General features: G+C 62.1%; 25 protein-coding genes. 9 read left to right on the top strand and 16 right to left on the bottom strand.

Annotation, left to right across the window (positions count from 1 at the left end):
* Positions 1–83: 83 nt before the first annotated feature.
* From MHM97_RS09285 to MHM97_RS09275, 3 genes are all read right to left on the bottom strand, one after another.
* Entirely contained in the window at positions 84–824 is a 741-nt protein-coding gene (locus MHM97_RS09285) for a C40 family peptidase (RefSeq protein ID WP_239322089.1), read from the bottom strand.
* Positions 821–2,239, bottom strand: coding sequence for a leucyl aminopeptidase family protein (locus MHM97_RS09280; protein WP_239322088.1), 1,419 nt, complete (start codon positions 2,237–2,239; stop codon positions 821–823). Before MHM97_RS09280 ends, MHM97_RS09285 begins: the two co-directional genes overlap by 4 nt.
* A gap of 131 nt (positions 2,240–2,370) precedes the next feature.
* Positions 2,371–2,709, bottom strand: coding sequence for a hypothetical protein (locus MHM97_RS09275; protein WP_239322087.1), 339 nt, complete (start codon positions 2,707–2,709; stop codon positions 2,371–2,373).
* A 196-nt stretch (positions 2,710–2,905) separates the two neighbouring features.
* Here MHM97_RS09275 and MHM97_RS09270 point away from each other — a divergent pair, with 196 nt between their 5' ends.
* Positions 2,906–3,556, top strand: a complete 651-nt coding sequence (locus tag MHM97_RS09270; RefSeq protein ID WP_239322086.1) for a carbonic anhydrase — start codon at positions 2,906–2,908, stop codon at positions 3,554–3,556.
* Between the two features lie 109 nt (positions 3,557–3,665).
* Here the strand turns inward: MHM97_RS09270 and MHM97_RS09265 are convergent, their stop codons facing one another.
* Complete coding sequence (locus MHM97_RS09265) at positions 3,666–4,817, bottom strand: DUF3095 domain-containing protein (protein WP_239322085.1); 1,152 nt, start codon at positions 4,815–4,817, stop codon at positions 3,666–3,668.
* Positions 4,818–5,122: 305 nt separating this feature from the next.
* Between MHM97_RS09265 and MHM97_RS09260 the strand changes: the two genes are divergently transcribed.
* From MHM97_RS09260 to MHM97_RS09250, 3 genes are all read left to right on the top strand, one after another.
* Positions 5,123–6,145, top strand: coding sequence for an aspartate-semialdehyde dehydrogenase (locus MHM97_RS09260; RefSeq protein ID WP_239322084.1), 1,023 nt, complete (start codon positions 5,123–5,125; stop codon positions 6,143–6,145).
* A gap of 165 nt (positions 6,146–6,310) precedes the next feature.
* Positions 6,311–7,957 carry a DUF4139 domain-containing protein gene (locus tag MHM97_RS09255; protein ID WP_239322083.1) on the top strand — a complete coding sequence of 549 codons (1,647 nt, stop codon included), beginning with the start codon at positions 6,311–6,313 and terminating at the stop codon, positions 7,955–7,957.
* A gap of 131 nt (positions 7,958–8,088) precedes the next feature.
* Positions 8,089–8,412, top strand: a complete 324-nt coding sequence (locus tag MHM97_RS09250; protein ID WP_239322082.1) for a hypothetical protein — start codon at positions 8,089–8,091, stop codon at positions 8,410–8,412.
* Between the two features lie 81 nt (positions 8,413–8,493).
* Here the strand turns inward: MHM97_RS09250 and MHM97_RS09245 are convergent, their stop codons facing one another.
* The 7 genes from MHM97_RS09245 to MHM97_RS09215 form a co-directional block, all read right to left on the bottom strand.
* Positions 8,494–9,273, bottom strand: a complete 780-nt coding sequence (locus MHM97_RS09245; protein WP_239322081.1) for an HpcH/HpaI aldolase family protein — start codon at positions 9,271–9,273, stop codon at positions 8,494–8,496.
* 12 nt (positions 9,274–9,285) lie between these two features.
* Positions 9,286–10,086, bottom strand: a complete 801-nt coding sequence (gene hpaH / locus MHM97_RS09240; protein WP_239322080.1) for a 2-oxo-hept-4-ene-1,7-dioate hydratase — start codon at positions 10,084–10,086, stop codon at positions 9,286–9,288.
* Positions 10,083–10,940, bottom strand: a complete 858-nt coding sequence (locus tag MHM97_RS09235) for a fumarylacetoacetate hydrolase family protein (RefSeq protein WP_239322079.1) — start codon at positions 10,938–10,940, stop codon at positions 10,083–10,085. The genes hpaH and MHM97_RS09235 overlap by 4 nt, the downstream gene beginning before the upstream one ends.
* Entirely contained in the window at positions 10,940–12,352 is a 1,413-nt protein-coding gene (locus MHM97_RS09230) for a pyridoxal phosphate-dependent decarboxylase family protein (protein WP_239322078.1), read from the bottom strand. Before MHM97_RS09230 ends, MHM97_RS09235 begins: the two co-directional genes overlap by 1 nt.
* A 129-nt stretch (positions 12,353–12,481) precedes the next feature.
* A complete protein-coding gene (gene hpaD / locus MHM97_RS09225) occupies positions 12,482–13,462 on the bottom strand; it encodes a 3,4-dihydroxyphenylacetate 2,3-dioxygenase (protein ID WP_239322076.1) in 981 nt (326 codons plus the stop codon).
* 98 nt (positions 13,463–13,560) lie between these two features.
* Positions 13,561–15,072 (bottom strand): 5-carboxymethyl-2-hydroxymuconate semialdehyde dehydrogenase, encoded by a 1,512-nt coding sequence (hpaE, locus tag MHM97_RS09220; protein ID WP_239322074.1) that lies wholly within the window; start codon positions 15,070–15,072, stop codon positions 13,561–13,563.
* Positions 15,069–15,464 carry a 5-carboxymethyl-2-hydroxymuconate Delta-isomerase gene (locus MHM97_RS09215; protein WP_239322072.1) on the bottom strand — a complete coding sequence of 132 codons (396 nt, stop codon included), beginning with the start codon at positions 15,462–15,464 and terminating at the stop codon, positions 15,069–15,071. Before MHM97_RS09215 ends, hpaE begins: the two co-directional genes overlap by 4 nt.
* Before the next feature lie 128 nt (positions 15,465–15,592).
* On the opposite strand from MHM97_RS09215, the gene hpaR reads away from it, so the two are divergent.
* Complete coding sequence (gene hpaR, locus MHM97_RS09210) at positions 15,593–16,027, top strand: homoprotocatechuate degradation operon regulator HpaR (protein WP_011537085.1); 435 nt, start codon at positions 15,593–15,595, stop codon at positions 16,025–16,027.
* Here the strand turns inward: hpaR and MHM97_RS09205 are convergent.
* Positions 16,024–17,292: a glycerate kinase type-2 family protein gene (locus tag MHM97_RS09205; RefSeq protein ID WP_239322070.1), complete on the bottom strand. Its 1,269-nt coding sequence runs from the start codon at positions 17,290–17,292 to the stop codon at positions 16,024–16,026. The genes hpaR and MHM97_RS09205 overlap by 4 nt on opposite strands.
* Positions 17,293–17,477: 185 nt before the next feature.
* Between MHM97_RS09205 and MHM97_RS09200 the strand changes: the two genes are divergently transcribed.
* Positions 17,478–18,308 carry a bifunctional allantoicase/(S)-ureidoglycine aminohydrolase gene (locus tag MHM97_RS09200; RefSeq protein WP_239322068.1) on the top strand — a complete coding sequence of 277 codons (831 nt, stop codon included), beginning with the start codon at positions 17,478–17,480 and terminating at the stop codon, positions 18,306–18,308.
* Between the two features lie 68 nt (positions 18,309–18,376).
* Here the strand turns inward: MHM97_RS09200 and MHM97_RS09195 are convergent, their stop codons facing one another.
* The 3 genes from MHM97_RS09195 to puuE all read right to left on the bottom strand — a co-directional run bounded on the left by MHM97_RS09195 (position 18,377) and on the right by puuE (position 21,814).
* The gene (locus MHM97_RS09195; protein WP_239322066.1) at positions 18,377–19,816 is read right to left on the bottom strand and encodes a uracil-xanthine permease family protein; all 1,440 of its coding nucleotides are present in this window, start codon (positions 19,814–19,816) and stop codon (positions 18,377–18,379) included.
* A gap of 79 nt (positions 19,817–19,895) precedes the next feature.
* Positions 19,896–20,402 (bottom strand): ureidoglycolate lyase, encoded by a 507-nt coding sequence (locus MHM97_RS09190; RefSeq protein WP_239322064.1) that lies wholly within the window; start codon positions 20,400–20,402, stop codon positions 19,896–19,898.
* A complete protein-coding gene (gene puuE / locus MHM97_RS09185) occupies positions 20,399–21,814 on the bottom strand; it encodes an allantoinase PuuE (protein ID WP_239322062.1) in 1,416 nt (471 codons plus the stop codon). Before puuE ends, MHM97_RS09190 begins: the two co-directional genes overlap by 4 nt.
* Positions 21,815–22,013: 199 nt before the next feature.
* Here puuE and uraH point away from each other — a divergent pair, with 199 nt between their 5' ends.
* A complete protein-coding gene (gene uraH, locus MHM97_RS09180) occupies positions 22,014–22,370 on the top strand; it encodes a hydroxyisourate hydrolase (RefSeq protein WP_239322060.1) in 357 nt (118 codons plus the stop codon).
* Positions 22,371–22,432: 62 nt separating this feature from the next.
* Here uraH and MHM97_RS09175 read toward each other — a convergent pair whose 3' ends face one another.
* On the bottom strand, positions 22,433–23,347 hold the full coding sequence (locus MHM97_RS09175; RefSeq protein WP_239322058.1) for a LysR family transcriptional regulator: 915 nt from the start codon (positions 23,345–23,347) through the stop codon (positions 22,433–22,435).
* Between the two features lie 109 nt (positions 23,348–23,456).
* Between MHM97_RS09175 and MHM97_RS09170 the strand changes: the two genes are divergently transcribed.
* On the top strand, positions 23,457–24,716 hold the full coding sequence (locus MHM97_RS09170) for a urate hydroxylase PuuD (protein WP_239322056.1): 1,260 nt from the start codon (positions 23,457–23,459) through the stop codon (positions 24,714–24,716).
* Between the two features lie 123 nt (positions 24,717–24,839).
* Positions 24,840–26,144, top strand: coding sequence for a guanine deaminase (gene guaD, locus MHM97_RS09165; RefSeq protein WP_239322054.1), 1,305 nt, complete (start codon positions 24,840–24,842; stop codon positions 26,142–26,144).
* Positions 26,145–26,708 lie beyond the last annotated feature (564 nt).

Raw genomic sequence — 26,708 nt, 5'->3', positions numbered from 1 at the left:
GGCCCCGGCCCGGATCGGATCGCTTACGCGATCCCACCGTCTCTTAATTGCGAGGTTTTCGCCAGACATCCATTAAGGGCGGTTCAGCCCAAGCGTTTATGGGCGGTCACCGGCCCGTCACCCTGTTCTAAAATGCGGGTGATGGCGGCCTGAAGGGGCTCCAGCGTCACCGCCATGGTATGGGCATTGGCATGCAGCAACATCAGCGGGTCACGCACCCACCCCACATGGCCCTTCCAGAACAAGAGGTCCCCCCGCTCATAAGGGCTGCCCTCGGGCAAAAGCCTGCCCAAACAGGCCTCCTGCGGACCGCTGTCGCCGGGGCAGTCGATACCGCAGGCATGGCAGGACAGTTGCACCAGACCGGAACAATCAATGCCAAAGCGGCTATTGCCCCCCCAAAGATAAGGCGTACCCATGAGCGTTTCGGCGACTGCCACCGGATCAGACGCGCGCGTGTCCAGCGGGGTCAGATGGACCAGCGGCACAAACCCCTGATCTGTCTGGGCAAAACGCGCCTCTGTGCCCCGAACCGCCAGCTGACTGCCGAGGCTGAGCGAGGTCAGCTCCGGCGATTTCAGATCTGCGCGCGTATAGGCATGGGTGGCGGGGGCGCTGACCCAATGGGTCATGGCAAGCGGGTCTGCCAGATGATCTTCGGCCACCCAACCCGTGTAGCCATCCTTTTCGGCGCGCAGGTGGCACCAGCCGTCTTGGCGCGACAGGATCTCGGCGTGATCGCCCATCAGCAATTGCCGCTCGCGCGCGCTGTTTGGCGCATTGCACAGGTCTGCAACGGGGCGGGAGATGCGGGTGCGGGTCATGACAGTCCCAGCATTTCTGGTAGGGCCTGAAACAAGGCGCGGGTGCCTTGACCAACGCCGCCTTTGGGCCGTGCGGGCAGGCTGGAGGGGCTCCATCCAAAGACGTCGAAATGCATGTAGCGCGCATCACCGGCAAAGCGGCGCAGGAACAAAGCGGCGGTGATCGCCCCGGCAAATCCCCCCGCTGGGGCATTGTCCAGATCGGCAATACCGGGCTCGATCATGGCCTCGTAGGGGTCATGAAACGGCAGCCGCCAGACCGGATCCGCCGCGTCCTGTGCGTTGCTCGCCAGTGTCACCGCATCGCCCTCGCGGTCGGTAAAAAACGGGGCAATGTCGGTGCCGACAGCCACCCGTGCCGCCCCGGTCAGGGTGGCCATGGAAATCAGCAGATCGGGGGTGTCTTCCTGAGCCAGCGCCAGCGCATCGGCCAGCACCAGACGGCCCTCGGCATCGGTGTTGTTGACCTCAACCGTCAGCCCCTTGCGGGAGGTGAAGATATCGCCGGGGCGGAAGGCAAGGCCGGAGACGGCGTTTTCGACCGCCGGGATCAGCACCCGCAATTGCAGCCTGAGACCCGTCGCCATAATCATATGCGCCAGTCCCAGCACATTTGCAGAGCCGCCCATGTCTTTTTTCATAAGCGCCATGCTGGCACCGGGTTTGAGGTTCAGACCACCGGTGTCGAAACACACGCCCTTGCCCACCAGCGTGAGCGTCGGCCCCTCGTTGCCCCAGCGCATATCGATCAGGCGCGGCGCGCGGTCCGCGGCGCGGCCCACGGTGTGAATGAGCGGAAAGTTCTGCGCCAGCAAATCTTCGCCGATCACGGTGCTCACGGTGGCTCCGTGCACCTCGGCCAGCGATTCGACGGCCTGCTGCAACTCTGCCGGTCCCATGTCCTCGGCGGGGGTGTTGATCAGCGTGCGGGTGAAGGTTTCGCCTGCGGCCATCGCCTCCACGCGGGCGGCGTCAACGCCGTCGGGGGCGATCAGGCAGGCCTTGGCTCCAGTGGTTTTTGCATAGCGATCAAAGGCATATTGCGCCATCAACCAGCCGAAGCATTCGACCTCTGCTGACAGATCCGCGGGCAGATCCGAGGCCAGCGCATAGGTGCCTTCGGGCAGTTTTGCAGCGGCTGCGGCCAAAAGGAATCGCTGGCGCTGGCGGGTTTTGGGCGTGCCTGCACCGATCAATGCGCCGCGGATGGTGCCATCTGCACCCGGCAGCACCACAACCTGCCCCCATGCGCCGGCAAAGCCCATAGAGCGCGCCCAGCCTGCGGTGGTGCCGTCCTGTTGCGCCAGCCAGGCGTCCAGTGTGCGTTCAGTGACGATGTGCAGGGGAAGCCCCGCGTCGGAGGCGGGGGCAAAGGTTGGAACGGCCAGATTGGGCACGGCAAAATGGGGCTGCATGGACAGGTCCTCTTGGTATGGCTTGGGTCTATCACCTCTTGCCACCAGAGTATCCGTCGCAGCCGCCGCCGCAAGCCCAACCGGGCCGTACTCAAAACCCACATGGATGCGCCGCTGTGGCGGCGAGTCCGTCAGACCGAAAGGTCGTGTTGTTCCCAGACCGCCGTCAGCGAGCTTTCGCCAACGCGGATCAGGCGGAACAGCGTTGCTGCCACCGCCGGAGAATCTTCGGCATCAATGGCGTTGGTCACATCGCGTGCGATATTGGCCATGGCCATCATGCCGATCTGTTCCGAGATCGCGATCAGCGAGCGCGCGCTCTTGCGCAGGTTGTCCACGTCGCTTTGGCGCCACAGGCGCTCGCAATGCGTCAGGCGCACGGCGAGTTCCTCGATGGCGCGGCAGACGACGTCCTCGGCACTTGTCTCGCCAAGCTGTGAATAAAGATCAGTCAGCTTTTGCGGGTCCAAGTGGACGTTTTCCCTATGATTGACTGTAAGTATGTTAGCCACCACTATTCACCCCGTATTCGGTATGCCCCCACGGCATAGGCCCAATCTGCGCCGCACTGGTTGTCAAAAGGTTTCGATCCGAAACGTATATCTCTCGAATTTGGTGTGAATTGCGGTTATCACACCCGACAGTCGATAACCCGAGGTGTATGACATGGACTATGCAAAGCCCCTGCCGAACTATTTGGTAACCCGTTACCATGGCTGGAAAGCGACCGCCTACGAGGAGAACCAGGGCTGGTATCGCCGCCTGGCCAAGGAGGGCCAGCGCCCGCGTGCCATGGTGATTTCCTGCTGTGACAGCCGGGTGCATGTGACCTCGATCTTCGGGGCGGATCAGGGCGAGTTCTTCATCCACCGCAATATTGCCAATCTGGTGCCGCCCTATGCGCCCGATGGCGACCACCACGGCACCTCGGCCACGGTCGAATATGCGGTGACGGTGCTGAAGGTGGCGCATCTGATCGTGCTGGGCCATTCCCAATGTGGTGGCGTTCAGGGCTGTATCGACATGTGCAAGGGGCACGCACCGGCGCTGGAGGAAAAGACCAGCTTTGTCGGGCGCTGGATGGACATCCTGAAGCCGCGCTTCACCGCGGTCGAGGACATCGTGGATGAGCAGGAACAGGCGCGTCAGTTTGAGCGTCAGGCGGTTGTGGCCAGCCTTGAAAACCTGATGACCTTCCCGTTCATCGAGAGCGCGGTGAAGTCCGGCGAGCTGAGCCTGCATGGGCTCTGGACCGACATCGGCGAGGGCGGGCTGGAGTGCTACGACCCGAAATCGAGCACGTTTCACCCGGTTTGAGAGGCCACTTGATCCGCTGACAGCCCCGGATATCCCCGATTCCGGACAGGGCAAAGCCCCTACCCGGGCGCGGGAAGGGCGTCCGGGGGCGAGCTGCGGCAGCAGAAGGTCAGGTCTGGTTCGCCGCCTTCAGCATCTGGGCCGCTCGCGCATAGCCGCCTGAGGCGCCATCGACGAAATGCATGTGATCGTCCTGCATGGGCGAGGGAACGATGCAGGTCACAAGGGCCTCGTCCTGCGCGTGCAGCCCGTAGCGGGCGATACGCTTGGCCTGCGCCTGGATCAGCAGTGCTTCGAGCGCCATGCGGGTCTCGTCACTGCAATCCAGTGTCATCTTCAACCCGTCATCAAACTTGCGGAAATCCGCATTGGCGGTGATCGTGTTGCGATAGTGCGTTGGATCAAACCCGCCGGTCGGGCGTTTGCGCAGGAACATCAGCGCCGCAAAGGCGGATTGGAAAAACAGCGAGACTGTTCTGAAAATTGCAGGTGTATTGCGGCGCGACAATCGCGCCTCCACGCTCAAGCCGGGGGGCGGGAACTGCATGTCGGGCCCGGTTTCCGGCAGCGGGTGGCCTGCGCGTTCCGATCCGGCGACCTCGGACAGGATTTCTGTCACCAATGCGTCGAACTCTTCTGCCGAGGCGTCGGGATGGGGTAGAACCAGCAGCGACAGGATCTGACCATGGACCGCGGGCACGCTGTTCCAGCGGCAAGACAGCCCTGTCAGGTCAGGGGATTGAACCGGGTCTGCCGGGGCGATTTCAAAACGGCCCGCTTTCATTTGCTCTTCGAGCCAGGCCAACCCGCCGCCCTCGAACATTGCATAGTCCAGATGCTCGGACGCGGCAAAGCGGGCCACCCGCACGTCACGGCCAGCGCGACGAACCTCCGCTACGGGCAAGAGCGCCGCGCGCAATTCGACCGCAAATTCCTGCGCCACCCAGGCGCGCAGTTTGGCAAGCTCTTGCCGGGCAATCTCCGCGAACTGCGGCGGCAGCGCAAAAGAGGTGCCATCGCCGCCAAACACAAAGGGAAACGGCGCGTGGTCAAAGGCATTCATCAGCGCGGCAATGGAGGAGGCCCCCACCATATTGACGGTCTTGTAGTGCCCCTGCGCCAGCAGCCCGGTCGAATCCACGATGTCGCAGCACCCCACCAACCAGTCCTGAGGCAGTGGTGCAAAGCGATCTCCGCGGGTCAGATTGGCAAAGGTGCGCACCTTTGGAAGCTGAGCGTAGAACGGATCCTCGAGCGTCATCTTGGGGCGGTCTCCAATACGGGCGGCGCATCCCCGCGGCGGGGGCCTGCGTGATAGATGCAGCATCCGGGGCATGCGACAAGGGGGACTCGCGCAGCCGTGACAGGCTGTGGACGCGCCGTATCCGTGTGGTTTTTCCAATCTTGCGGCGATGAGCGTCAAGATACCGGATAATTCGCCGGAAAGAGGGGAACAATTCACGCCTTGAACGCGTTTGTTGCTGAATCGCGCCTTTCAATGCAGGCGCAGAAACTATATCACACCGCGAGCCGGTCATGAGGCCGGACAATATTGGAGAAACAAACATGGGTTATCGCGTCGTTGTCGCCGGCGCCACGGGCAACGTGGGCCGTGAAATGCTGAACATCCTGGCCGAGCGCCAGTTCCCGGTGGATGAGGTTGCCGTTCTGGCGTCCCGTCGCTCGTTGGGCACTGAGGTCACATTCGGCGACAAGACATTGAAGACCCAGGATCTCGACACCTTCGATTTCACCGGCTGGGACATGGCGCTGTTTGCCATTGGCTCTGACGCGACCAAGAAATACGCACCCAAGGCGGCAGAGGCCGGTTGCGTCGTGATCGACAACTCGTCGCTCTATCGCTACGATCCGGACATCCCGCTGATCGTGCCCGAGGTGAACCCGGAGGCCGTGCACGGCTATTCCAAGAAGAACATCATCGCCAACCCCAACTGCTCGACCGCGCAGATGGTTGTGGCGCTGAAGCCGCTGCATGACCGTGCCAAGATCAAGCGCGTTGTGGTGTCGACCTATCAGTCGGTCTCCGGCTCCGGCAAGGACGCCATTGACGAGCTCTGGGATCAGACCAAGGCGCATTACAATCCGACCGATGATTACGAGCGCAAGGTCTACCCCAAGGACATCGCGTTCAACGTGATCCCGCATATCGATGTCTTCCTCGACGATGGCTCCACCAAGGAAGAGTGGAAGATGGTCGCGGAAACCAAGAAGATCATCGACCCGTCGATCAAGCTGACTGCGACCTGTGTGCGCGTGCCGGTCTTTGTGGGCCACTCCGAGGCGATCAACATCGAGACCGAGGACTTCCTTGATGAAGACGAGGCCCGCGACATCCTGCGCGAGGCACCGGGCATCATGGTGATCGACAAGCGCGAGGACGGCGGCTACGTGACGCCGAAAGAATGCGTTGGCGATTTTGCCACCTTCATCAGCCGTATCCGACAGGACTCGACGCTGGATAACGGTCTGAACCTGTGGTGTGTCTCGGACAACCTGCGCAAAGGGGCCGCGCTGAACGCGGTACAGATCGCCGAGCTCTTGGGCCGTGAGGTCCTAAAAAAGGGCTGATCGCCAGCTAGAAAGAAGGACAGCGCCCGACCTATCGGCCGGACGGTGACTACCTTCCATCGGCCAATATCCGATCATCGAGAGGCGTCCTACGCGGGCGCCTCTTGCTTTTTTGCCCTGCGCAGAAGACGCTCGCCGCATCCTATTGTCAGCTCGGTGATTTTGATGCGCTTTGTTCTCTCTTCTGTCCTTGTTGGGGCTGCGGCCCTGCTGTCCACGACCGCATTGGCGGAGACCTTTTCCGCCACCAGCCGCGTCAGCGCGGTGACCGTCTATCCCAGCGAGGCATTGATCACCCGCACCGCTGAAGTCACGCTGCGCGCAGGCCGCCACCGGATCGTGATTGGCGGCATGCCTTTTGTGGATGAGATCGAGAGCCTTCGGATCAGCCATCCCGGCGCGCGCCGGATCGGGCTCTATTTGCGCGAGAGCTTCCCGGTCTTGGAAGACGCCTCAACGCCCGAGCAAGAGGCCGCTGAGGCCCGTGTGGCAGAAATCGAGGACCAGATAGACGCGCTGCGCCGGACCTCGGAGGAGGCGCGACTGGCGGCCGAAGGGGCCGAGGCGGCGATTGCCTTTCTCAACGCGCTCAATCGGGGTGAGGGGGCCGCGCTGCCCGATCCCGATCAGTTGCGCGCGTTGGTGAGCACGGTGCGCGAGGAAACCGCCGAGGCGCGCGAGACCATTTTGCGGGCCAAAGCGCAGGAGCGCGGGTTTCAGCGCCAAATGACGGATCTGGAGGCAGATCTGGCCCGTGCACAGGCGGAGCTTCAGGCGCTGTCGCAGCAGGATGAAGAACAGATGTTCCTCGCACTGGATGTCGAGGCGGATGCGGAGGTGACGGTGCCGATCAGCCTCAGCTACCCCAATGATGCGGTGTCATGGGGGCCGTCCTACGAGTTCAGTCTGGAAACAGGGGTGAGGCCGCAGGTTACCTTGCGCCGGGATGTTATGGTCCAGCAGGCCACCGGCGAGGACTGGGTGGAGGTGGCACTGCGGGTCTCTACCTCGACCCCGGATCAGCGGATCAATCCGCATGACCTGCGCCCCAATCGGCGCTGGATCGAGGACGCGTACGAGGCCAAGCAGCGGTTCACATCAGAGAGCCGGGTGATGAGCGACGTCGCCGAGCTGGCAGTCGAGGCCCCGGTTATGGCTAAGGAAGCTGGTTCATCATTTGGTGTCGTCGCCAGCGAGGCGGGGGTTTCTTACAGTTTTGACGCACCGGTCAGCCTGCGCTCGGGGGCGGAGCTGGCCTATCTGAACCTGCCGGACGTCACCTTTAGCGCAGAGGTCTCCGCCCGGGCCGCGCCGCGCCGCGATCCCACCGCCTTTCGCATCGCGCGCATTGTAAACACCAGCGGCGAGGAGTTGCTCGCCAGCGCCAACAGCCGCTTTTTTGTCGACGGAGAGCTGATCGGGTCCGGGTATTTCGAGGGGCTGCCCCCCGAGGCGGAGCGGGATCTGGGCTTTGGCCCCATTGATGGTGTGCGCATCAAACGGGATCTTCTGGATCAGAGCGAAGGCGGGCGCGGCGTGATCTCGCGCAGCAACCAGCGCGACACCGTGGCGGAGATCGAGGTGGAAAACCTCACCGGTCAGGTCTGGTCGGTGCGGGTGCTTGATCTGGTGCCCTTCAGCGAACAGGAGGATCTGGAAATCACATGGTCTGCCAGCCCCACGCCCTCAGAAGAAAACGTCGACAAACAGCGCGGCATCCTTGCGTGGGACCTGGAGATGCAGCCCGGATCGGTCCGGATCATCACGCTCAATACCCGTCTGGATTGGCCCGAAGGCAAGGTTCTGCGGTAGCGCATGCGGGGTGCGCGATCTTTCAAGAGTATAGAAAACTGTACCTTTGGGCCGCGAAGGAACCAATAGAGTGCCCCAATTTCGCCTCTCATACAGGTACCCTTGAACCAGAGTGGATTGGAGGGTGAACCATGAGTTATGATGATCGGACCACCGAAAACGAGGACCTCGCCTACGGGCAGACCGCGTGGGGATGTGCAAGCACGCGGGCGCGTCTGGACTCGGAATCGATGATGCTTCTGCGGGCCAATCTCAGCGAGCCCATGACCAAGGCGGACAGCTGGCCGACCCTGCGCGAGATGCTGCGCGGCAAGGGGTTTGACATGAAACCGCGTGCCGGGCGTCTGCGTCTGGTGGATCTGCAAAGCCGGGTGGAGATCTGTACCTTCGGTTTGCTGGGTCACCCGCGCGTGGAACTGGAGAAACGTTTCGGCGGTCTGCCTCAAATGCATTGAAGGCATCGCCCGATGAAGCGAACCCGCCGTTCCCTTGGGCAAGCGGAACGGCGGGTTGTTCGCATTGGCAGAGACCTTGCTTCAGTCGGTGCCGTGCGCTGACCATCTTGACGCCAGCGCGCGTGCGCTCTGTGCCAGCAGGACCACATCGATCCCGACCGCGAGGAACTGCGCGCCCATGTCTGCATAGGCCTGTGTCGCCTCTTCGGTGACACCAAGAATGCCGGGCGCTTTGCCTGCGGCCTTGATCCTTGTGATGGCGTCGGCGATTACCGCGCGCACCTCCGGATGGGCGGAATTGCCCTGATGGCCCATGTCGGTGGACAGGTCTGCCGGGCCGATGAAGATCCCGTCGATCCCCTCGACCGCGAGGATTTCATCAAGGTTCTCAATGCCGATGCGGTTTTCCACCTGAAGCAACAGGCAGATCTGCGCGTCTGCGGTCTGGATATACTCCGGCGTGCCGCCAAAGCGGGTGGCGCGCGCTCCGGCCGCGCCGACACCGCGTGTGCCCTCGGGCGGATAACGACAAGCGCGCACCAGTTCGGCGGCCTGATCCGCGGTTTCCACCATCGGCACCAGAACGGTCTGCGCGCCGGCATCCAGCACCTGCTTGATGATCCAGGTCTCGCCGATCGGCACCCGCACCACCGCTTCGGCGCTGGATGTCGCAAGTGCGACCAGCTGGTCGCGGATCGAGCGGATGTCATTGGGCGCATGTTCGCCGTCGATCACCAGCCAGTCAAACCCCGCAGTGCCCATCAATTCGGTGGTGATCGCCTCGCCGAAGCTGCACCAGCAGCCGATCTGACGCTGGCCCTTGGCGAGGGCCTGTTTGAAGTGGTTTTCCGGCGCGGCCATGTATAACCTCTTTTATTCAAATGAAATCTCGACTGTGCCGAAATCGGCAAAATCGGCGTGTATCTGGGTTCCGGGCGGGCACTCAACAGGGCGGATGAACGATCCCGACAGGACGATATCGCCCGCCTCGATCTGTTGTCCATAGTCCGCCATGCGCCGCGCCAACCACAGCACGGAGGTGGCGGGATCGTCCAGCACGCCTGCACCCAGCCCGGTTTCCACCACTACGCCATCGCGTTTCAGGATCGCACCGACGCGGCGCAGATCAAAGGCGTCAACCGCGTGCCTGTTTGCGCCCATCACAATGCCCGCATTGGCGGCGTTGTCGCTGATGGTGTCGGTGATGATCCGCGCCTGCCCCGTGGCGGGATCGGCGCGCAGGATGCGGGTGTCGAGGATCTCCAGTGACGGGGCCACATAGTCGGTGGCTTTCAGGATGTCCTCGCGGGTGCAATCGCGGCCCGCAAGCGGGGATTTCATCACAAAGGCGATCTCGGCCTCGACGCGGGGTTGGATAAAACGCCCCTCTGGCACGGTGCTGGCATTCTCAAACAGCATATCATCGAGGAGCACACCCGAGTCCGGCGTGGTGATATTCAGCGCCTGCTGCATGGCGCGGCTGGTGAGGCCGACCTTCCAGCCGATTTTGCGGCGACCCTGCGCCAGTTTCTGCGCCACCAGCGCCTTTTGCACCGCATAGGCGTCATCCAGCGTCATGCCCGGATAGGCGAGCGAAAGGAGACCGCATTGCTGACCTGTCTGCTCGGCGCGCAACAGCTGGGCGGCGGCCTCTGCGTGTTGATCCGGCGTCATGCCTCATCCTCCACGGTGTTGCGCAGAATGCCGATGCCTTCGCCTTCGACCTCGATCACGTCGCCGGGTTTCAGGAACCGTGGCGGATCAAACCGCGCACCGGCGCCGGTGGGGGTGCCGGTGACGATGATGTCGCCCGGAACCAGCGTCGTGAAGGTAGAGATATAGGCGATCTGACGGCGGATCGGGAACAGCATCCGGGAGGTGCGATCATCCTGACGCAGCTCGCCATTGACCTTGGTGGTGATGCGCACGTCATCAAGCTGCGCTGGCGCAGTAAAGGGCACCAGCCACGGGCCGATGGCACCGGAGCTGTCCCAGTTTTTGCCCTGCGTCACGTTGAATTTGGCATGGCGCACCCAGTCGCGGATTGTGCCTTCATTGCAGAGGGTTATCGCGGCGATATGGTCATATGCGTCTGCCTCAGGAATGCGGCGTCCGCCCTTGCCGATGACAATGGCGATCTCGCCCTCGTAATCCAGTTGCGGGCTTTCCGGCGGGCGGATCAGGGGACGGTCCGCCCCGGTAAAGCTGCGCGCAAAGCGGGGAAATAGCGACATGTTGGGCGGGGCGTCTTGTCCGTCCTTATATTCTTCGTTGCGATTGGGAAAGTTGACGCCGACGCAGATGATCTTTTCCGGGCGAGGCACCGGGATCTGATAGGTGATCTGGTCGAGGGAATGGGTTACATCCCGCCCCTGCGCGGCTTGGGCGAGGGTGTGGAGACCTTTGTTTTCAATGACTTCTCGCAGGGTGGGCCACTTGGGGAACTCTGGCGAGAGGGCGATTGCGCCTGCGTCGGTGATGACGCCATAGAAGGTTTCAGCGGCGGCGGTGTAGGTGGCAAAACGCATCAGGTCAGTCCTCGTGCAATTTCTGTGATCACATCATGGGCGCGCATGATGTCAGCCTCGGTTGTTTCAAACGCGCCCGCCTGAAACCGGATCACAAGCGCGCCGTCAACGCGGGTCTGAGTGAGGTAGATGCGACCGTCGTCATTGATCCTGTTGACCAGCTCAAGGTTCAGCGCATCAAGGTCCGTGGCCCCATCAGGCGCAAAGCGGAAGGTCCAGAGCGACCACATCGGCGGGGTGACGATCTCAAAATCCGGCTCTTGCGCAAGCGCGTCGTGAAGCTGGCGTGACCATGCAACGTGATTGCGGATGCGTTGTCGCAATCCTTCAATGCCGTAGGTGCGGATCAGGAACCAGATCTTCAGCGCGCGGAAGCGGCGGCCAAGTGGCACGGACCATTCCGAATAGTTGATGATGCCGTCGTGACCGTGGGTCTTGAGGTATTCCGGGCTGATGGCGAGGGTGCGCACCAGATCGTCCGCGTTTTTCAGGAAATGCGCCGAGCAATCAAACTGCGCGCCGAGCCATTTGTGCGGATTAAAGACAATACTGTCCGCCCCCTCAATGCCCGGCCAATAGGCGCGAAACTCCGGGCAGATCATCGCGGAACCGGCCCAAGCGGCATCCACATGGGTGTAAAGCCCGTGGTTTTGCGCCACTTGGATGCAGTCCGCGATGGGATCGGTGGCGCCGGTGCCGGTGCCGCCCACACAGAGGATGACGCCAGCGGGGTGAAGACCTGCAGCCTTGTCGGCCTCAATGGCGGCGTCAAGGGCGGCGGGGTCCATGCCGCGCCAGTCGCCTTTGATTGGCACGCGCACAAGGTTGGCCTGACCGATGCCCGCAACCCAGATGGCGCGGTCCACCGACGTGTGCACCTCGGCCGAGCAATAGATCCGCAGGGTTGGCTGGCCTGCGAGCCCCTGTTGATTGCCCTGCCAGTTCAAGGCCCGTTCGCGCATAGTGAGCACGGCGGCAAGGGTGGCGGAGGAGGCGCTGTCCTGGATGACGCCGCGAAATTCGCTCGGTAAGCCAAGGGATTGGCGCAGCCAATCCATCATCCGGGTTTCCATTTCGGTCGCCGCCGGAGAGGTCTGCCAGAGCATACATTGCGGGGCGATGGCGGAGGTCAGGAATTCTGCCAGCACCGAGGGCGCGGCGGCGTTGGAGGCGAAATAGGCAAAGAAGCGCGGGTGCTGCCAATGGGTGATGCCGGGCATCACCTTTTCCTCAAAATCGGCAAAAATCGCCTCCATCCCCTCGCCTTGTTCCGGCGGGGTCTCGGGCAGGGCGGCCAGCATATCACCGGGTTTGGTCTGCGCGCGCACCGGGCGCTCGCCTACGGTGAGGTGATAGTCCTGCGCCCAATCGGCGACCTTGCGGCCCCAGGATGCAAAATCGGTCCAGTTCATGTAATGCTCCATTGTTCGTGCCGAAGGCACGGACAGCGCCTGACCTTCACCGTCAAACCGAAGGTTTGCCTTCGGCAAAGCGGGAAGGCGCTTCACGCCTCCCAAGGTCAGGCGCCGCCCTCTGGTGTGTTACGGCGCGATGATCGGCTGTGCCTTGAGGTCACTTTCGCGGATTTCTGCACCGTCAAACAGCGAGCCTTCTTCGAACCAGCTGCGCGGTGCGGGCGCGCCCCAGAGGGTCTGGCGTTGCGGGTCGGTGAGGGACCATTTGATCGGCTCCAGATCCGCGTCACAGGTCTGATAGTCCGAGCAATAGATCTCAATCCGGTGGCCGTCAGGGTCGCGCACATAAAGGAAAAACGCGTTGGAAATGCCGTGGCGACCGGGGCCGCGTTCGATATTGGCGACATAGCCGGTGGTCGACATCAGATCGAGGAGGTCAATGATGTTGAGCGGGGTTGGCACCCAAAAGGCGGTGTGGTGCAGGCGCGGGCCGGTTCCATTGGTGAAGGCCACATCATGCACGCCGCCCTTGCGGTGCATCCATGCGGCCCAGACGCGGCCGGACTCGTCATCCTCGGTATATTCAGTGACGCGAAACCCCATCTCGCCATAAAAGGTGATGGCATCGTCGACGTTGGCGGAGAACATGTTGAAGTGGTCGATGCGCAGGGGTTTCACGCCGTTATAGAGCCTGTACTGCTGATGGATCGGGGGCAGGCGGTCCATCTTGACGTAAAACTCCAGCGGCACACCCCATGGATCGCGGGTGCGGAAGCTTGGTCCCATGAAGGGGCGTTCGATCCACTCCACCGGCAGGCCCTTGCCCTCAAAGAAGGCGGCGGCTTTTTCGAGTTCGGGGGTATCAAAGAGTTTGAAGCCGAGGCAGGACACGCCCGCCGTGTCGGATTGGCGCAGGATGATACAGTGATGGCCGCGTTCCTCCATCGCGCGCAGATAGACGCGGCTCTGGTCCTCGTGGGTCACTTGCAGGCCGAGGATGTCGACGTAGAAGGCGCGTGAGGCGGCAAGATCGGTGACGCCGTATTCAACATGGCTGAGGCGGGTGATGTTGAAAGGCGGATAGAGGGTCGGTGCGGGAATGGGCATGTCGGGTCTCCTCCGAATGGACAGGCCGAATGTTAGGGCGACATGCGAGGGGCTCTGCCCCTCGCGCTCCCCGGGATATTTGGGAGAATCTGAAGGCCTCAGGCGCCGAGGCGGGGGATCTTGTGGTGCCCGGTGGCAAAGCCGATGTGCTTTTGTTCCATGTAGAATTCAAAGCTCCAGTCGCCGCCGTCGCGCCCGATGCCGGATGCTTTGACGCCACCAAAAGGCGTGGGCAGGTGGCGGACGTTTTCCGAGTTCACCCAAATCATCCCGGCCTCAAGCTGGTTGGTGAAGCGCATGGCGCGGGTCACATCGTTGGTCCAGACATAGGCGGTGAGGCCGTATTGGGTGTCGTTGGCGATGTTCAGCGCCTCGTCTTCGTCGGTGAAGCGGATGGCGGTGAGGACCGGGCCGAAGATTTCCTCGCGGGCGATGGTCATCTGATTGGTGGCCCCGGTGAAGAGCGTGGGCGTCACAAACCAGCCGGTGTCGCCGTGGCGGCTGCCGCCTGCGGCGACGGTTGCGCCGTCGCGGCGGGCGATGTCGAAATAGGAGGTTACCTTGTCGAAGTGGACCTTGTGAATGAGCGGGCCGACCTCGGTTTTGGGATCAAGCGGGTGGCCGACCTTGATGCTGTTTACACGTTGGATCAGTTTGGCCTCAAAGTCGTCGGCAATGCTGTCCTGAATGAGCAGGCGCGAGGAAGAGGTGCAGCGTTCGCCATTCAGAGAATAGATCATGAAGATCGCGGCATCGAGCGCGCGGTCCAGATCGGCGTCGTCAAAGACCACCACCGGGTTTTTGCCGCCAAGTTCAAAATGCACCCGTTTCAGGGTCGGCGCGCCTTGGGCCATGATCATCGAGCCGGTTTTGCTCTCGCCGACAAAGGCGATGGCCTTGATGTCGGGGTGTTCGGTGAGCGCCTTGCCTGCGTCCTCGCCCAAGCCATTGACGAGGTTCCAGACCCCCGCAGGCAAGCCCGCGTCATGGGCAATCTCGGCAAGGATGCGGGCGGTGAGCGGCGAGAACTCTGCCGGTTTATGGACCACGGTGCAGCCTGCGGCGAGGGCGGGCGCGATCTTCCACGTCGAGAGCATAAAGGGCGTGTTCCACGGCGTGATGACGCCGACGGGGCCGATGGGCACGCGGGTGGTGACGTTCATCAGCGTGGGCGAGGGCAGCATCTGGCCATCGCGGGCCGAGAGCGCACGGTCGGCAAAGAAACGGAAATTCTCAGCACCGCGCAGGGCGGCCTTTGACATGAAGCGCAGCGCCTGACCGGTGTCCCAGCACTCGCAGAGCGCGATTTCCTCCGCCCGGGCAACAATGCCATCGGCGATGCGGTGCAGGATCGCCTTGCGTTCACTCGCAGGCAGGTCGCGCCAGGCGGGGAAGGCGGCTTTGGCGGCCTTTGCGGCGGCATCAATGTCGTCTGCGCCACCGCGGGCAACAGAGCAGATCACGCTTTCGTCGACAGGCGAGGTCGTTTCAAACGTCTGGCCAGAGGCAGCGGGGCGGGCCTCGCCGTTGATCAGGTTGGTGATGCCGGATGCCCGGTGTTTTTCAAGAAAACCTGCGAGTTTGTCGAGGTTGGAGGCGAGGTCGCTCATGCGGGGTCTCCTGCGCTCAGATGGTCGCGGATGGTGCCGCATTTGGGGGAAAGCTCGGGGTCGATGTCGCGCATCTCCAGCGACAGCGCGATGGGGTGGGTTTCCATCGCAGGCGCGAGGAAGGCGCGGGCGGCGTCAAAGATCTGTTGGGTGGCGGCCTTGCGGGCCTCAAGCGAGCGACCGCCGCGCAGGCGCACCGAGATATCGAGATACATGTGGTCTGGGTTGCCATCAGCGATGCTGATATAGTCGGCGGCAAAAGCGCGCACCCGCACGCCCGCCATGGGCAGAATACCGGTGTCGATGGCGGCGCGGCGGATGTGATCGCACAGGCCTTGTATGTCGATAAGCTGCGCCAGCCGGGGCGCGTAGTCCAAGGTGATATGGGGCATTCGGGTCCTCCTCCCAAACTGCTTAACATGTTATGTTTGTGCGGCATCCCTGTCAACGGGTGCGGCGAAAAATACTTAACTTTGATAAGTGATTGCCAAGGCAGGGTTTGGCGGCGATACAGGTCTGCATGACACATGCATTGCCCAGAACCGACCGATCTTTGCCTATTGCCTTGTTGCGCGCGCGCGAACGGGTGATGGGGCCGGTGCGACAGTTGTTGAACGGCCAGGATCTGACCGAACAACAATGGCGCGTGTTGCGGGTGGTGCAGGAAAGTGGCCCGATCGACCCGACGCAGATTGCCGATCAGGCCTGCCTGTTGTTGCCGAGTCTGACGCGGATTTTGCAAAAGCTGCAGGAAAAGGGTCTGATTGACCGGGCGCGGGACGAGACCGACCGGCGGCGGCAGGTGATTACCCTGACGGATGCGGGCATGCAGGTGATCGAGGCCAATATCGACGACAGCCTCGCCCTGATTGAGCGCACGCGCGAGAAGATGGGCGCAGAGGATTACGAGGCGCTGCTGGATCTGTTGCGCAAGCTCAACGGGCTTGATCTCTAGGCGGTGGGCCGCATCAGCAGGATCTGCACATCGGCAACATTGGTGCCGGTGCCACCAACAGTTACCAAGGCATCTGCAGCTTTGAGGGCGGCGTAGCTGTCGTTATTCGTCAAGAGCGCCGCTGGGTCGGCGCCTGAGGCGGTGATCGCCCCCCATGTTTGCGGAGTGACAAGGCCACCGGCCGCATCCGTGGGGCCGTCGCGCCCATCAGTGCCGCCAGAAAGAAAGACCCACTCGCCCGGAAGCTTATCTGCCACCTGCGCGATCCTCAGCGCAAGTTCCTGATTGCGCCCGCCGCGCCCCGTTCCAGTCAGGCGCACCGTGGTCTCACCGCCAAACAGATATGCGGTGGGGCGGTCTGTGGTGGTGGATGTTGCAACATCGAGAATGCGTTGGGCGGCGCCTGACACATCGCCGGTGAGATCATCCACCAGATCGGGGACATGCCAGCCTGCGGCCTTGGCTCGGTCGCGCATCGCCTCAAGGCTGAAACGATTGGAGCCGATCAGGACATTTTGTGCAGGGGGTGTTTTGGCGCTGCCCTCGGGGGTGTTGAGATGGGCCTGAACCGCAGCGGGGAGCTGGTTCCAGAGCCCCTCGGAGTGCAGCAAGGCGCGGGCGTCACCTCTGCTGCCCAAGGGGGCAACCGTAGGGCCAGAGGCAATGGCGCGCAGATCGTCGCCAATGACATCTGACAGAATGAAGGCGGTGACGCGGGCCGGGGCTGCGGCGCGGCAGAGGCCGCCGCCTTTGAGGTCCGAGAGGGACTGACGGATCAGGTTCATCCGGTTGATGTCGAGGCCCGAGGCCAGCAGAACCTCATTCACACGCGCCTTATCCGCGAGGGTCAGGACGGGGGCAGGGGCCACCATCAGGGCGGACCCCCCGCCGGAGATCAGCATCAGGACGTGATCCTGCGCGCCGAGGTCTTCGAGCAGGTCGAGCACCCGCGCCCCCGCCTCCGCACTGGTCTGATCCGGGACGGGATGCGCGCCGGCGATGACCTCGGCCCCGGGCACGTCTGCGCGGTTTTCTGGGTTGGTGATGACGAGCGCCTCGGACGGGGCATCGGGCAGGGCGGCAAGAGCCGCGCGCATCATCGGAACAGCGGCTTTGCCCACGGCAATCACGATGCGGCGGCCACCCGGCGCAAGCGGGGCAAGTGGCTCTGCGCTGAGTTGGGCCTGCACGGCGGCGGCAGGATCGGCGCGATCAATGGCGCAGCGGAACAGCTCCAGCGCGGTGTCTTGCAGGCATTGTGGCATCGGAGTGGTCCTGGTTCCCGGAAAGGCGGCTGGGTGCATTCTGGCGACAGCAGACGGGCCGGGTCAATGCCGTGGGCTTTCAAATGCAGCCTTATAATCCTTCATGCTTTTGGGAGCATCATAAGGATTGGCCTGAGCGCAGCGGCGCGGTTTGATGGGGTGAGAGATTTCAAGAAGGCGATGTGATGACAAAACCCACCTATTATGCGCCCCATGGCGGGCTGCCACCGCAGACCCAGCTCCTGACGGACCGGGCCATGTTCACCGAGGCCTATGCGGTGATCCCGAAGGGCACCAACAGCGATATCGTCTGTAGCCTGATGCCATTCTGGGGCAAATCTCGGTTTTGGGTGATCGCGCGACCGCTGTCCGGCTTTGCCGAGACATTTTCCCATTACATTGCCGAAGTGCTGCCCGGTGGTGGCTCCGAGCGGCCGGAAACCGAAGCCGGGGTTGAGGCGGTCCTGTTTGTGGTCGAGGGGCAGATGGTGCTGACCATCGACGGTCAGCCGCATGAGATGGGCGCGGGCGGCTATGCCTTCCTGCCGCCATCGGCGGAGTGGAAGCTGACCAACACCAGTGATGCGCCGGTGCGGTTTCACTGGATCAGGAAGGCGTATCAGGCGGTTGACGGGCTCGACATGCCGCAGGCCTTTGTCACCAACGAACAGGAGGTGACACCAACGGCGATGCCCGGGACCGAGGGCAAATGGGCGACCTCGCGCTTTGTCGATCCCGAGGATCTGCGCCACGACATGCATGTGACCATCGTCACCTTTGAGCCGGGCGCGGTGATCCCCTTTGCCGAGACTCATGTGATGGAGCACGGGCTCTATGTGCTGGAGGGCAAGGCGGTCTATCGGCTTAACCAGGATTGGGTCGAGGTCGAGGCCGGTGATTACATGTGGCTGCGCGCCTTCTGCCCGCAGGCCTGTTATGCAGGCGGGCCAGGCAAGTTCCGCTATCTGCTCTATAAGGATGTGAACCGCCACATGCCGCTTGCGCCATTGCGCTGAGGGCAGACAGGTTATTAAACGGAAAAAGGGCCGCGCGATGCGGCCCTTTTGCGTTATTCTGGTGCCCGTCAGTGGGCGTCGCGCGAGGTCCCGAGCGAGCCTTTGGAGTGACCCGAGAGGCCACCGGAAACCTCTTCCGTGCTCTCGTCCGTCAGGTCGTCGGGGAGCAGAAGGTTCAACGTGATGGAGATCACGGCGGCGGGCAACAGGCCACTGGTCAGCAGGATCCGCGCGGTGTCCGGCATGTGCTGCAAGGCGGCAGGTTCAAGTTGCAAACCGAGGCCGATGGACAGCGAGATTGCAAAGATCACCATATTGCGCCGGTTCCAGTCCACATCCGACAGGATCGAGATCCCGGCGGCGACCACCATACCAAACATCACGATGACCCCACCTCCGAGCACTTCGATCGGGACGGTGCGGATCAGCGCGCCAACCTTGGGGATGAGGCCGCAGACGATCAGGAAGATCGCGCCGCAGGTCACCACGTGGCGGCTCATAACGCCGGTCATGGCGATCAGGCCGACGTTCTGGCTGAACGAGGTGTTGGGCATGGCGCCAAAGGCGCCGGCGAGGGCAGAGCCAAACCCGTCGGCATAAATCGCGCCTTCGATTTCGGTATCGGTGGCCTCGCGCCTGGCGCCGCCCTTGGTGATGCCGGAGACATCGCCCACGGTTTCAACGGCAGAGACAAAGGCCATCAGGCAGAAGCCCAGGATGGCGGCGAAGGAGAACTCGAACCCGTATTTGAACGGCTGCGGCAGTGCAAAAGCGGCGGCATTGCCCCAGCTGCCGGTGATCGAATCCACGCTCAGCATGCCGACCATGAGCGCATAGATATACCCGGCGATGAGGCCGAGCAGCACGGCGGAGACCGACAGCATGCCGCGGGTAAAGAACTTCAGTCCCAGCGTCACCAGAATCACCACCAGCGCCGCCGACCAGTTCAGCAGTGACCCGTATTCCGGCGTGCCGATGGCCGGAACGCCACCTGCGGCGTACTGGATGCCGACCTTGACCAGCGCGAGTCCGATCATTGTGACAACAAGGCCGGTCACCAGCGGCGGCAGGGCAAAGCGGATCTTGCCGATGACAAGGCCGAGGCAGGCATGGAACAAGCCACCAATCAGCACCCCGCCAAAGAGCGCGGCCAGGGCATCGACGCCTTTGCCCGCCACCAGCGGGATCATGATCGGTAGAAAGGCAAAGGAGGTGCCCTGTACGATCGGGAGCCGTGCGCCCACTGGACCCAGCGTCAGCGTCTGCATCAATGTGGCGATACCGGCAAAAAGCATCGACATCTGGATCAGGTAGAGGAGTTCCGGAAAATCGGGGGAGTTCGATCCGAACCCAAAACCCGCCGCTCCGGCAACGATGATCGCCGGCGTCACGTTGGAGACGAACATCGCCAGCACGTGCTGGATGCCCAGCGGGATGGCCTTGCCCAATGGGGGCATATAGTCGGGATCGCGGAGCTGCTCCGGCGTCCCGATAGACGTATCAGACATTTTCAGTTCCCTGTTGGTTGGCGATACTCCCGGCCTCGTTTTGGTGGGCCGGGATGAATCGCAGTGGCTGGGACGGAGGTCAGCCCTCCGCGTGCGATAAGACCTCGGTGACGATCCAGGGATCATCGAACCAGTGTTCTTCGAGGTTTGCGCCGTCGCCGATCCGGTCGACGACGATGTATTTGCCCGGCGCTTCAAAGGGCGCGAGGACGCCATGCCAAACGCCGCGGTGCAGGTTGATCGACTGGCCCGGCTGGCTGAGAAAGGCTTGGGGCGTGCCGGGAGCGCCGCCCGCATCGGGGGCGACGATCACGATCATCGGAACGCCGTCGAGCGGGACGAAGGCTTGGCTGCCGGACGGGTGCCGTTCGACCAGCTCTACCCGGTAGGGCAGGTGGCGGGCTTCGGCGTCAAACAGGCTGATGCCTGCGCGGCCATCCCCAAAGTCCAGCAGCGCAAGGTCGTGATGCCGCCCGCATTTGCCCTGATTGATGATCTTGTCGGCCTCTGGCTTTGGCTCCAGCACATCGCCAAAGGCGGCAAATGCGGCAGCGGTCAGCGGGCGGGCGCGCAGCTCTCGGGTCATGGCAGGAGGTCCATCAGGCGGAACTGGGCGATGCGTTCGACCTGTTTGCAGGCCTCGGCGAATTCCGTGGTGCGGTCATTGTCGATGCGGCGCTGGAACGCCGCCATGATCGAGGCCTTGTCGTGGTCGCGCACCGCGATGATGAAGGGGAAGCCGTGTTTCTCCACATAGGCGTTGTTCATCGCGGTGAAGGTCTCGCGCTCCTCGTCGGTCAGCAGGTCGAGCCCGGCGCTGGCCTGTTCCGAGGTGCTCTCGGCCGTGAGACGACCGGCGGCGGCGAGTTTGCCCGCAAGATCGGGGTGCGCTGTCAGCACGCCGAGGCGCTCTTCCTCGCTTGCGGTGCGGAACATGCGGCACAGCGCGTTGTGCACACCGGCGGCACAGTCATGCGCCGGGCCAAGTTCGAGGTCAAAGGCGCGATCCGCAATCCAGGGGGAATGTTCAAAGATCGACCCATATGTGGCCACAAATGTCTTGCGGTCCATTTGGCTGGGGCGGGTGCGACGCTGATGGGGATGGGTGCTGGCCCAATGCTCAGCGATCTCCAGACGGCGCGGGCACCAGACACCTTCGTGGCTCTGGATATGCTCGATAAAGCGTTTGAGCGCGGCGATTTTGCCCGGACGCCCCACCAGACGGCAGTGCAGACCGATGGTCATCATCTTGGGCGCGCCGGCCTCGCCTTCGGCATAAAGCGCATCAAAGGCGTCTGTCAGGTAGGAGCCGAAATCCTCGCCCGTGACCCATCCGGGGGCCGTGGCAAAGCGCATATCGTTGGCCTCAAGCGTGTAGGGAATGATCAGCTGATCACGGTCGCCCACTTCGAGCCAATAGGGCAGGTCGTCATCATAAGTATCCGAGATATAATCAAAGCCGCCCTCTTCGGCGACCAGACGCACGGTGTTGGCGCTGCACCGGCCAGTGTACCAGCCGCGCGGACGGTCTCCGACCACCTCGGTATGCAGGCGGATCGCCTCTTTGATGGAGGCGCGCTCTTCATCCTCCGGCATGTCCTTGTGTTCGACCCATTTGAGGCCGTGGGAGGCGATTTCCCAGTCCGCGTCCTTCATCGCCTGCACCTGTTCGGGACTGCGGGCCAGCGCGGTGGCGACGCCATAGATGGTCAACGGGATGCCAGCGCCGGTGAACAGGCGGTGCAGACGCCAGAAGCCTGCGCGCGCGCCATATTCATAGATCGATTCCATATTCCAGTGGCGCTGGCCCTGCCATTGTGCGGCGCCGGGAATGTCGGAGAGAAAGGCCTCGGAGGCCGCATCGCCATGCAGGGTGCAGTTTTCGCCGCCCTCTTCGTAGTTCAGCACGAATTGCACGGCGATCTTTGCGTCATTGGGCCAGGCGGGATGGGGGGCATGCGCCCCATATCCACGCATGTCACGAGGGTAGCGTGTCACGTGTCGGTCTCCGGGTCTTTGCAAGTGGTTTACGTGTTATACATTGAAAGTGGGCGCGGGGCTTTACCACAATTTTTGAAAGTGCTGTTTGATGGTTCTGCGTGCATCCTAAGGCGGGCCCGCGCAATATAGTGGCAAATTCAGCGAGAGATGACTGGCAACGGGGCGATCCTGAGATGCCGGACAAGAGAGGCGAGAGATGACCGGATATCTGACCACACATGTTCTGGACACCGCGCGAGGCTGCCCGGCTCAGGGCATCAAGATCGCGCTTTATCGGGTGACGGGCAATTCCCACAAGAAGATCGCCGAAACGGTGACAAATGCCGATGGGCGCACCGACAGCCCGATTTTGCCGACAGACACGTTCAAGACCGGAACCTATGAATTGATCTTCTTCTGCGGCGACTATCTGCGCGAGACGGGTCAGGCGGGGGAGGATCCGCTGTTTCTGGATCAAGTGCCGATCCGGTTTGGCATGAGTGATGCGGACGCTCACTATCACGTGCCGCTGTTGCTGTCGCCCTATGGCTACTCCACCTATCGGGGCAGCTGACCAATAGGTACTTGGCAAAAGATGAAGGGGCGGGCCGGGAGGCGCCGCCCCTTGTTCATGTTTCAGGTCGCATCACTCGGAAGGGACGCCAGGATGTGATCCACCATGAAGTCGAGGAACAGCCGCACCTTGGGGTCCTGATGGCGGCGGTGCATGTAAAGGCAGGCCATCTGAATGGTGGCAGGGGGCTCGTCTGGTAGCACCGGCACCAGCGTCCCCGCAGCGAGATGTTCAGAGATCTCGAACACCGGCTTGAGGATAATGCCTTGCCCATCCAGCGCCCATTGGGTCAGGACATCGCCGTGATCGGATTCAAACGGACCCGTAACGGCAATGCGGCGGATGCCATCCGGGCCATGCAGGGGCCATTGAAATTCCGGAGCACCCGGATAGCGCAGGTTGAGGCAATCATGGGCTTCGGTCTTAAGCTCGGCGCTTGTGCCGGGCATGCCCCGCTCTGCAATATAGGCAGGTGACGCACAGAGCACCCGCGGACAATCGGTGATCTTGCGAATCTTCAGATTGGAATCTTCGGGCAATCCCAGGAAGAACGCCGCATCCAGCCCTTCTGCAGCGAGGTCGAGTTTGCGATCCGACAGGCGCAGACGGATATTGATGAGCGGGTAGGCGGCATTGAACTGCGGCACCGCCGGTGCGATCAGCCGCTGCCCCAATCCCAGCGGGGCTGCCACATAGAGCGTGCCGCGCGGGGTTTGCGTCACATTGGAGATGTCGGCCTCCGCCTCTTCGACCGCTTCCAGGATCTTGACCGCGCCATGATAGAACAGCTGGCCCTGCTCCGTGGGGTGCAGCAGCCGCGTGGTGCGCTGGAATAGGCGTACTTTCAGGTGTTCTTCGAGCTGGGAAATCCGCGACGAGGCCACGGCGGCAGAAATGCGCATGTCCCGCGCTGCGGCGGACATATTGCCGAGCTCATAGACGCGGACGAAAGTGCGGATATTGTTCAGATAGGCCATGACGGGGATTTCATTGTTAGCTTATGTTTGAAGCAGCTTGGAATTTTTTCCTGATACACGAAAATAACCCGCTCGCCTAGGGTCAGGGCAAACGCGCAAGGAGTGAGCTATGGAAGAGCTTGTCATCATGTGGGACTGGCTGGGCTTTGCTGTCCGCTGGCTACACGTCATCACCGCCATCGCCTGGATCGGGTCGTCCTTCTATTTTGTGGCGCTGGATCTCGGGTTGCGGAAGGTGCCGCATTTGCCGGTCGGTGCCCATGGCGAGGAATGGCAGGTGCATGGCGGTGGTTTTTACCACATCCAGAAATATCTGGTGGCACCTGCGAACATGCCGGACCATCTGATCTGGTTCAAATGGGAGAGCTACGCCACCTGGTTGTCTGGTGCTGGCCTTTTGATGATCGTCTATTGGGCGGGCGGCGAGCTCTATCTGATTGACGCTGGAAAGGCCGATCTGGCCCTGTGGCAGGGCATCCTGATTTCGGGCGCATCGCTCAGCGTGGGCTGGCTGGTCTATGATTTCCTGTGCAAATCGCCCTTGGGCGAAAAGCCGACGCTGCTGATGGTGCTGCTGTTCGTGCTGCTGGTGGCCATGGGCTATGGGTATAATCAGATCTTCACGGGTCGTGCGGTGATGCTGCATCTGGGGGCCTTTACCGCCACCATCATGACGGCCAATGTGTTCTTCATCATCATGCCGAACCAGCGCATCGTGGTGAAAGACCTGCAAGAAGGCCGCACGCCGGATGCCAAATACGGCAAGATCGCCAAGCTGCGCTCGACCCATAACAACTATCTGACCTTGCCGGTGATCTTCCTGATGCTGTCCAACCACTACCCGCTGGCCTTTGCCACCGAGTATAACTGGCTGATCGCGGCGCTGGTGTTCCTGATGGGGGTGACGATCCGTCATTACTTCAACACCTGCCACGCCGGCACCGGCAATCCGACCTGGACCTGGCCCGTGACCATCTTGTTGTTCATTGCCGTCATGGCGCTGAGCCAGGCGCCGCTGATGCAGGACACCTACGAGGACTCCGAGGCACGAGAGCTGACCCAAACCGAGCTGGCCTTTGCCGGCTCGGAGCACTTCGAAGACATCATGAGCACGGTGCCCGGGCGCTGTGCCATGTGCCATGCGCGCGAACCCTACTATGAGGGCATCCGTCGCGCGCCCAAGAACGTGCTGCTGGAGACCCCTGCGGATGTGGCGAAATATGCGCGTCAGATCTACTTGCAGGCTGGCGCGACCCACGCAATGCCGCCCGCCAATGTGACCTATATGGAAGAGGAAGAGCGCGCGCTGATCCGCAAATGGTATGCCGATGGTGCGGCAGAGCTGCCCTTTTATCTGGCCGGCAACTGACAGCCAGCCGGTCCCCTAGGCTGCCTGTCCACCCTCAGACGACGCACCACTCCGACCTATCCCATTCCGACCGGCGCCGTGGCTGCGGGGCCTCCGACCCTGTTATTCGTGAAAGGCTAACCGATGTCTTCTCCCGCCAAGATCCTGCGTGGCCGCACGCTGAGCTTCCTGTCCGAGCCCACCGGCCCCGAGGATACCGCCGCCTATCGCTATCTCGAGGACGGCGCTCTCCTGATCCAGGATGGCGTTATCACCGCACATGGGGACTACAGCGCGGTTTCTACGCAGGCCCCCGAGGCAGAGGTGGTGGATCATCGCCCGCATCTCCTGATGCCCGGCTTTATCGATCTGCATCTGCATTTCCCACAGGTGCAGGTGGTCGCCTCCTGGGGCGAGCAGCTGCTCGATTGGCTCAACACCTATACATTCCCTGCGGAGGTGCAGTTTGCAGACCCTGCGCACGCGGAACGGATGGCCCGCGGGTTCTTCGATCTGATCCTGGGGCATGGCACCACCACGGCGGTGGCCTTCTGTTCCGTGCATCCCACCTCGGCCGACGCCTTTTTCGCCGAAGCCGCCCGCCGCAATATGCGGATGATCGGCGGCAAGGTTATGATGGACCGCAATGCACCCGAGGGGCTGACTGATACGGCGCAGCAGGGCTATGACGAGACCAAGGCGCTGATCGAGCGCTGGCACGGCAAGGGGCGGGGATCATACGCAATTTCGCCTCGGTTCGCGATCACCTCAACGCCCGCACAATTGGAGGCCGCCGGGGCCTTGGTTGCAGAACACCCCGACGCCTATGTGCAGACTCATCTGTCTGAGAACCGCGACGAGATCGACTTTACCCTCAGCCTCTACCCGGAGGCGCCGGACTATCTCGGCATCTATGAACGCTACGGGCTTGTGAGTGATAAGACCCTGCTGGGGCATGCGATCCATCTGGAACCGCGCGAGATTGAGCTTCTGGCCTCAACTGGGGGCAAACCGGTGTTTTGCCCGACGTCCAATCTGTTCCTCGGCAGCGGTCTGTTCGATGATGCGGGCCTGCGCGCCAAGGGCATTCTCAATGGCATCGCCACCGATATTGGCGCCGGCACCAGCTACTCGATGCTGCAGACCCTGAATGAGGGCTACAAGATCCTCCAGTTGCAAAACCAGAAGCTGCACCCGCTGGGGGCCTTCCACTGGATCACCCGTGGTAATGCCGAGGTGCTGGGGCAGGTGGATCAGATCGGCACCTTGGATGTTGGAACGGAGGCCGACATCGTGGTGCTGAATGCAAAAGCCACCCCGGCAATGGCGCTGAGGGCAGAGGCGGCCAACTCGCTGAGCGAAGAGCTGTTCATCCTGCAGATGCTCGGCGATGATCGCGCCGTGGCAGAAACCTATGTGGCGGGCGAGGCGATGAAGCCAAGAAGCTGACGTCCAGCAAGGTAACTATGGAATGTGACGGGCGCGGCGGTTTTTTTCCTCTGCGCCCGTTTTGTTTGTGGATTTGAGTCGGGGGCTTTGGTGTGATTCCGGGCGGATCTTGTTTGATTCCGCCGCCGAGTCTGTGGGTAAGTTTGGTTTGGTTGTGGATAAGGGGTGTTGATGGGGGATTTGGGTGTTAGGGGGAGGTTGGTTTGAGGTTTTGGGGTGCGGGTTCGGGGGAGTGTTGGAGGGGAATTTAGCGTTTAAGTCATTGATATTATTCGGTTGTGTTGGAAATTTCACTTTTGTTGTGTGATTTTTGAATTTTGGGGTTGCGGGTTTTGTCGGCTCACCATAGAACCCCCTTCACCGGCGGCGCTGAGGCGCTACTGAGAGACACCGGACGGGACGCTGAGCCAGCGAGGCGACGCAGGAACGACGGGAGATGACGGATCGGAAAGACGGTTTAGACGCTCAGGAGAGACTGGGGCATTCTTGGTTGGATGTAGGCGGTGGCGCTGCAAGATTTGCGCGACGGTCTGCTTTTGGGTCTTGGGTGTTTGCTCTTTGACA

Origin of the sequence: Epibacterium sp. Ofav1-8 (assembly GCF_022348185.1) — a bacterium.
Taxonomy (GTDB): Bacteria; Pseudomonadota; Alphaproteobacteria; order Rhodobacterales; family Rhodobacteraceae; genus Epibacterium.
Note: the sequence above shows the minus strand (reverse complement) of the source record. Positions and strands in the feature narration are given on the sequence as shown.

Coding starts and splice junctions, on each gene's coding strand:
- MHM97_RS09285 (WP_239322089.1), bottom strand. CDS start 824: ATGACCCGCACCCGCATCTCCCGCCCCGTTGCAGACCTGTGCAATGCG.
- MHM97_RS09280 (WP_239322088.1), bottom strand. CDS start 2,239: ATGCAGCCCCATTTTGCCGTGCCCAATCTGGCCGTTCCAACCTTTGCC.
- MHM97_RS09270 (WP_239322086.1), top strand. CDS start 2,906: ATGGACTATGCAAAGCCCCTGCCGAACTATTTGGTAACCCGTTACCAT.
- MHM97_RS09265 (WP_239322085.1), bottom strand. CDS start 4,817: ATGACGCTCGAGGATCCGTTCTACGCTCAGCTTCCAAAGGTGCGCACC.
- MHM97_RS09260 (WP_239322084.1), top strand. CDS start 5,123: ATGGGTTATCGCGTCGTTGTCGCCGGCGCCACGGGCAACGTGGGCCGT.
- MHM97_RS09255 (WP_239322083.1), top strand. CDS start 6,311: ATGCGCTTTGTTCTCTCTTCTGTCCTTGTTGGGGCTGCGGCCCTGCTG.
- MHM97_RS09250 (WP_239322082.1), top strand. CDS start 8,089: ATGAGTTATGATGATCGGACCACCGAAAACGAGGACCTCGCCTACGGG.
- MHM97_RS09245 (WP_239322081.1), bottom strand. CDS start 9,273: ATGGCCGCGCCGGAAAACCACTTCAAACAGGCCCTCGCCAAGGGCCAG.
- hpaH (WP_239322080.1), bottom strand. CDS start 10,086: ATGACGCCGGATCAACACGCAGAGGCCGCCGCCCAGCTGTTGCGCGCC.
- MHM97_RS09235 (WP_239322079.1), bottom strand. CDS start 10,940: ATGCGTTTTGCCACCTACACCGCCGCCGCTGAAACCTTCTATGGCGTC.
- MHM97_RS09230 (WP_239322078.1), bottom strand. CDS start 12,352: ATGAACTGGACCGATTTTGCATCCTGGGGCCGCAAGGTCGCCGATTGG.
- hpaD (WP_239322076.1), bottom strand. CDS start 13,462: ATGCCCATTCCCGCACCGACCCTCTATCCGCCTTTCAACATCACCCGC.
- hpaE (WP_239322074.1), bottom strand. CDS start 15,072: ATGAGCGACCTCGCCTCCAACCTCGACAAACTCGCAGGTTTTCTTGAA.
- MHM97_RS09215 (WP_239322072.1), bottom strand. CDS start 15,464: ATGCCCCATATCACCTTGGACTACGCGCCCCGGCTGGCGCAGCTTATC.
- hpaR (WP_011537085.1), top strand. CDS start 15,593: ATGACACATGCATTGCCCAGAACCGACCGATCTTTGCCTATTGCCTTG.
- MHM97_RS09205 (WP_239322070.1), bottom strand. CDS start 17,292: ATGCCACAATGCCTGCAAGACACCGCGCTGGAGCTGTTCCGCTGCGCC.
- MHM97_RS09200 (WP_239322068.1), top strand. CDS start 17,478: ATGACAAAACCCACCTATTATGCGCCCCATGGCGGGCTGCCACCGCAG.
- MHM97_RS09195 (WP_239322066.1), bottom strand. CDS start 19,816: ATGTCTGATACGTCTATCGGGACGCCGGAGCAGCTCCGCGATCCCGAC.
- MHM97_RS09190 (WP_239322064.1), bottom strand. CDS start 20,402: ATGACCCGAGAGCTGCGCGCCCGCCCGCTGACCGCTGCCGCATTTGCC.
- uraH (WP_239322060.1), top strand. CDS start 22,014: ATGACCGGATATCTGACCACACATGTTCTGGACACCGCGCGAGGCTGC.
- MHM97_RS09175 (WP_239322058.1), bottom strand. CDS start 23,347: ATGGCCTATCTGAACAATATCCGCACTTTCGTCCGCGTCTATGAGCTC.
- MHM97_RS09170 (WP_239322056.1), top strand. CDS start 23,457: ATGGAAGAGCTTGTCATCATGTGGGACTGGCTGGGCTTTGCTGTCCGC.
- guaD (WP_239322054.1), top strand. CDS start 24,840: ATGTCTTCTCCCGCCAAGATCCTGCGTGGCCGCACGCTGAGCTTCCTG.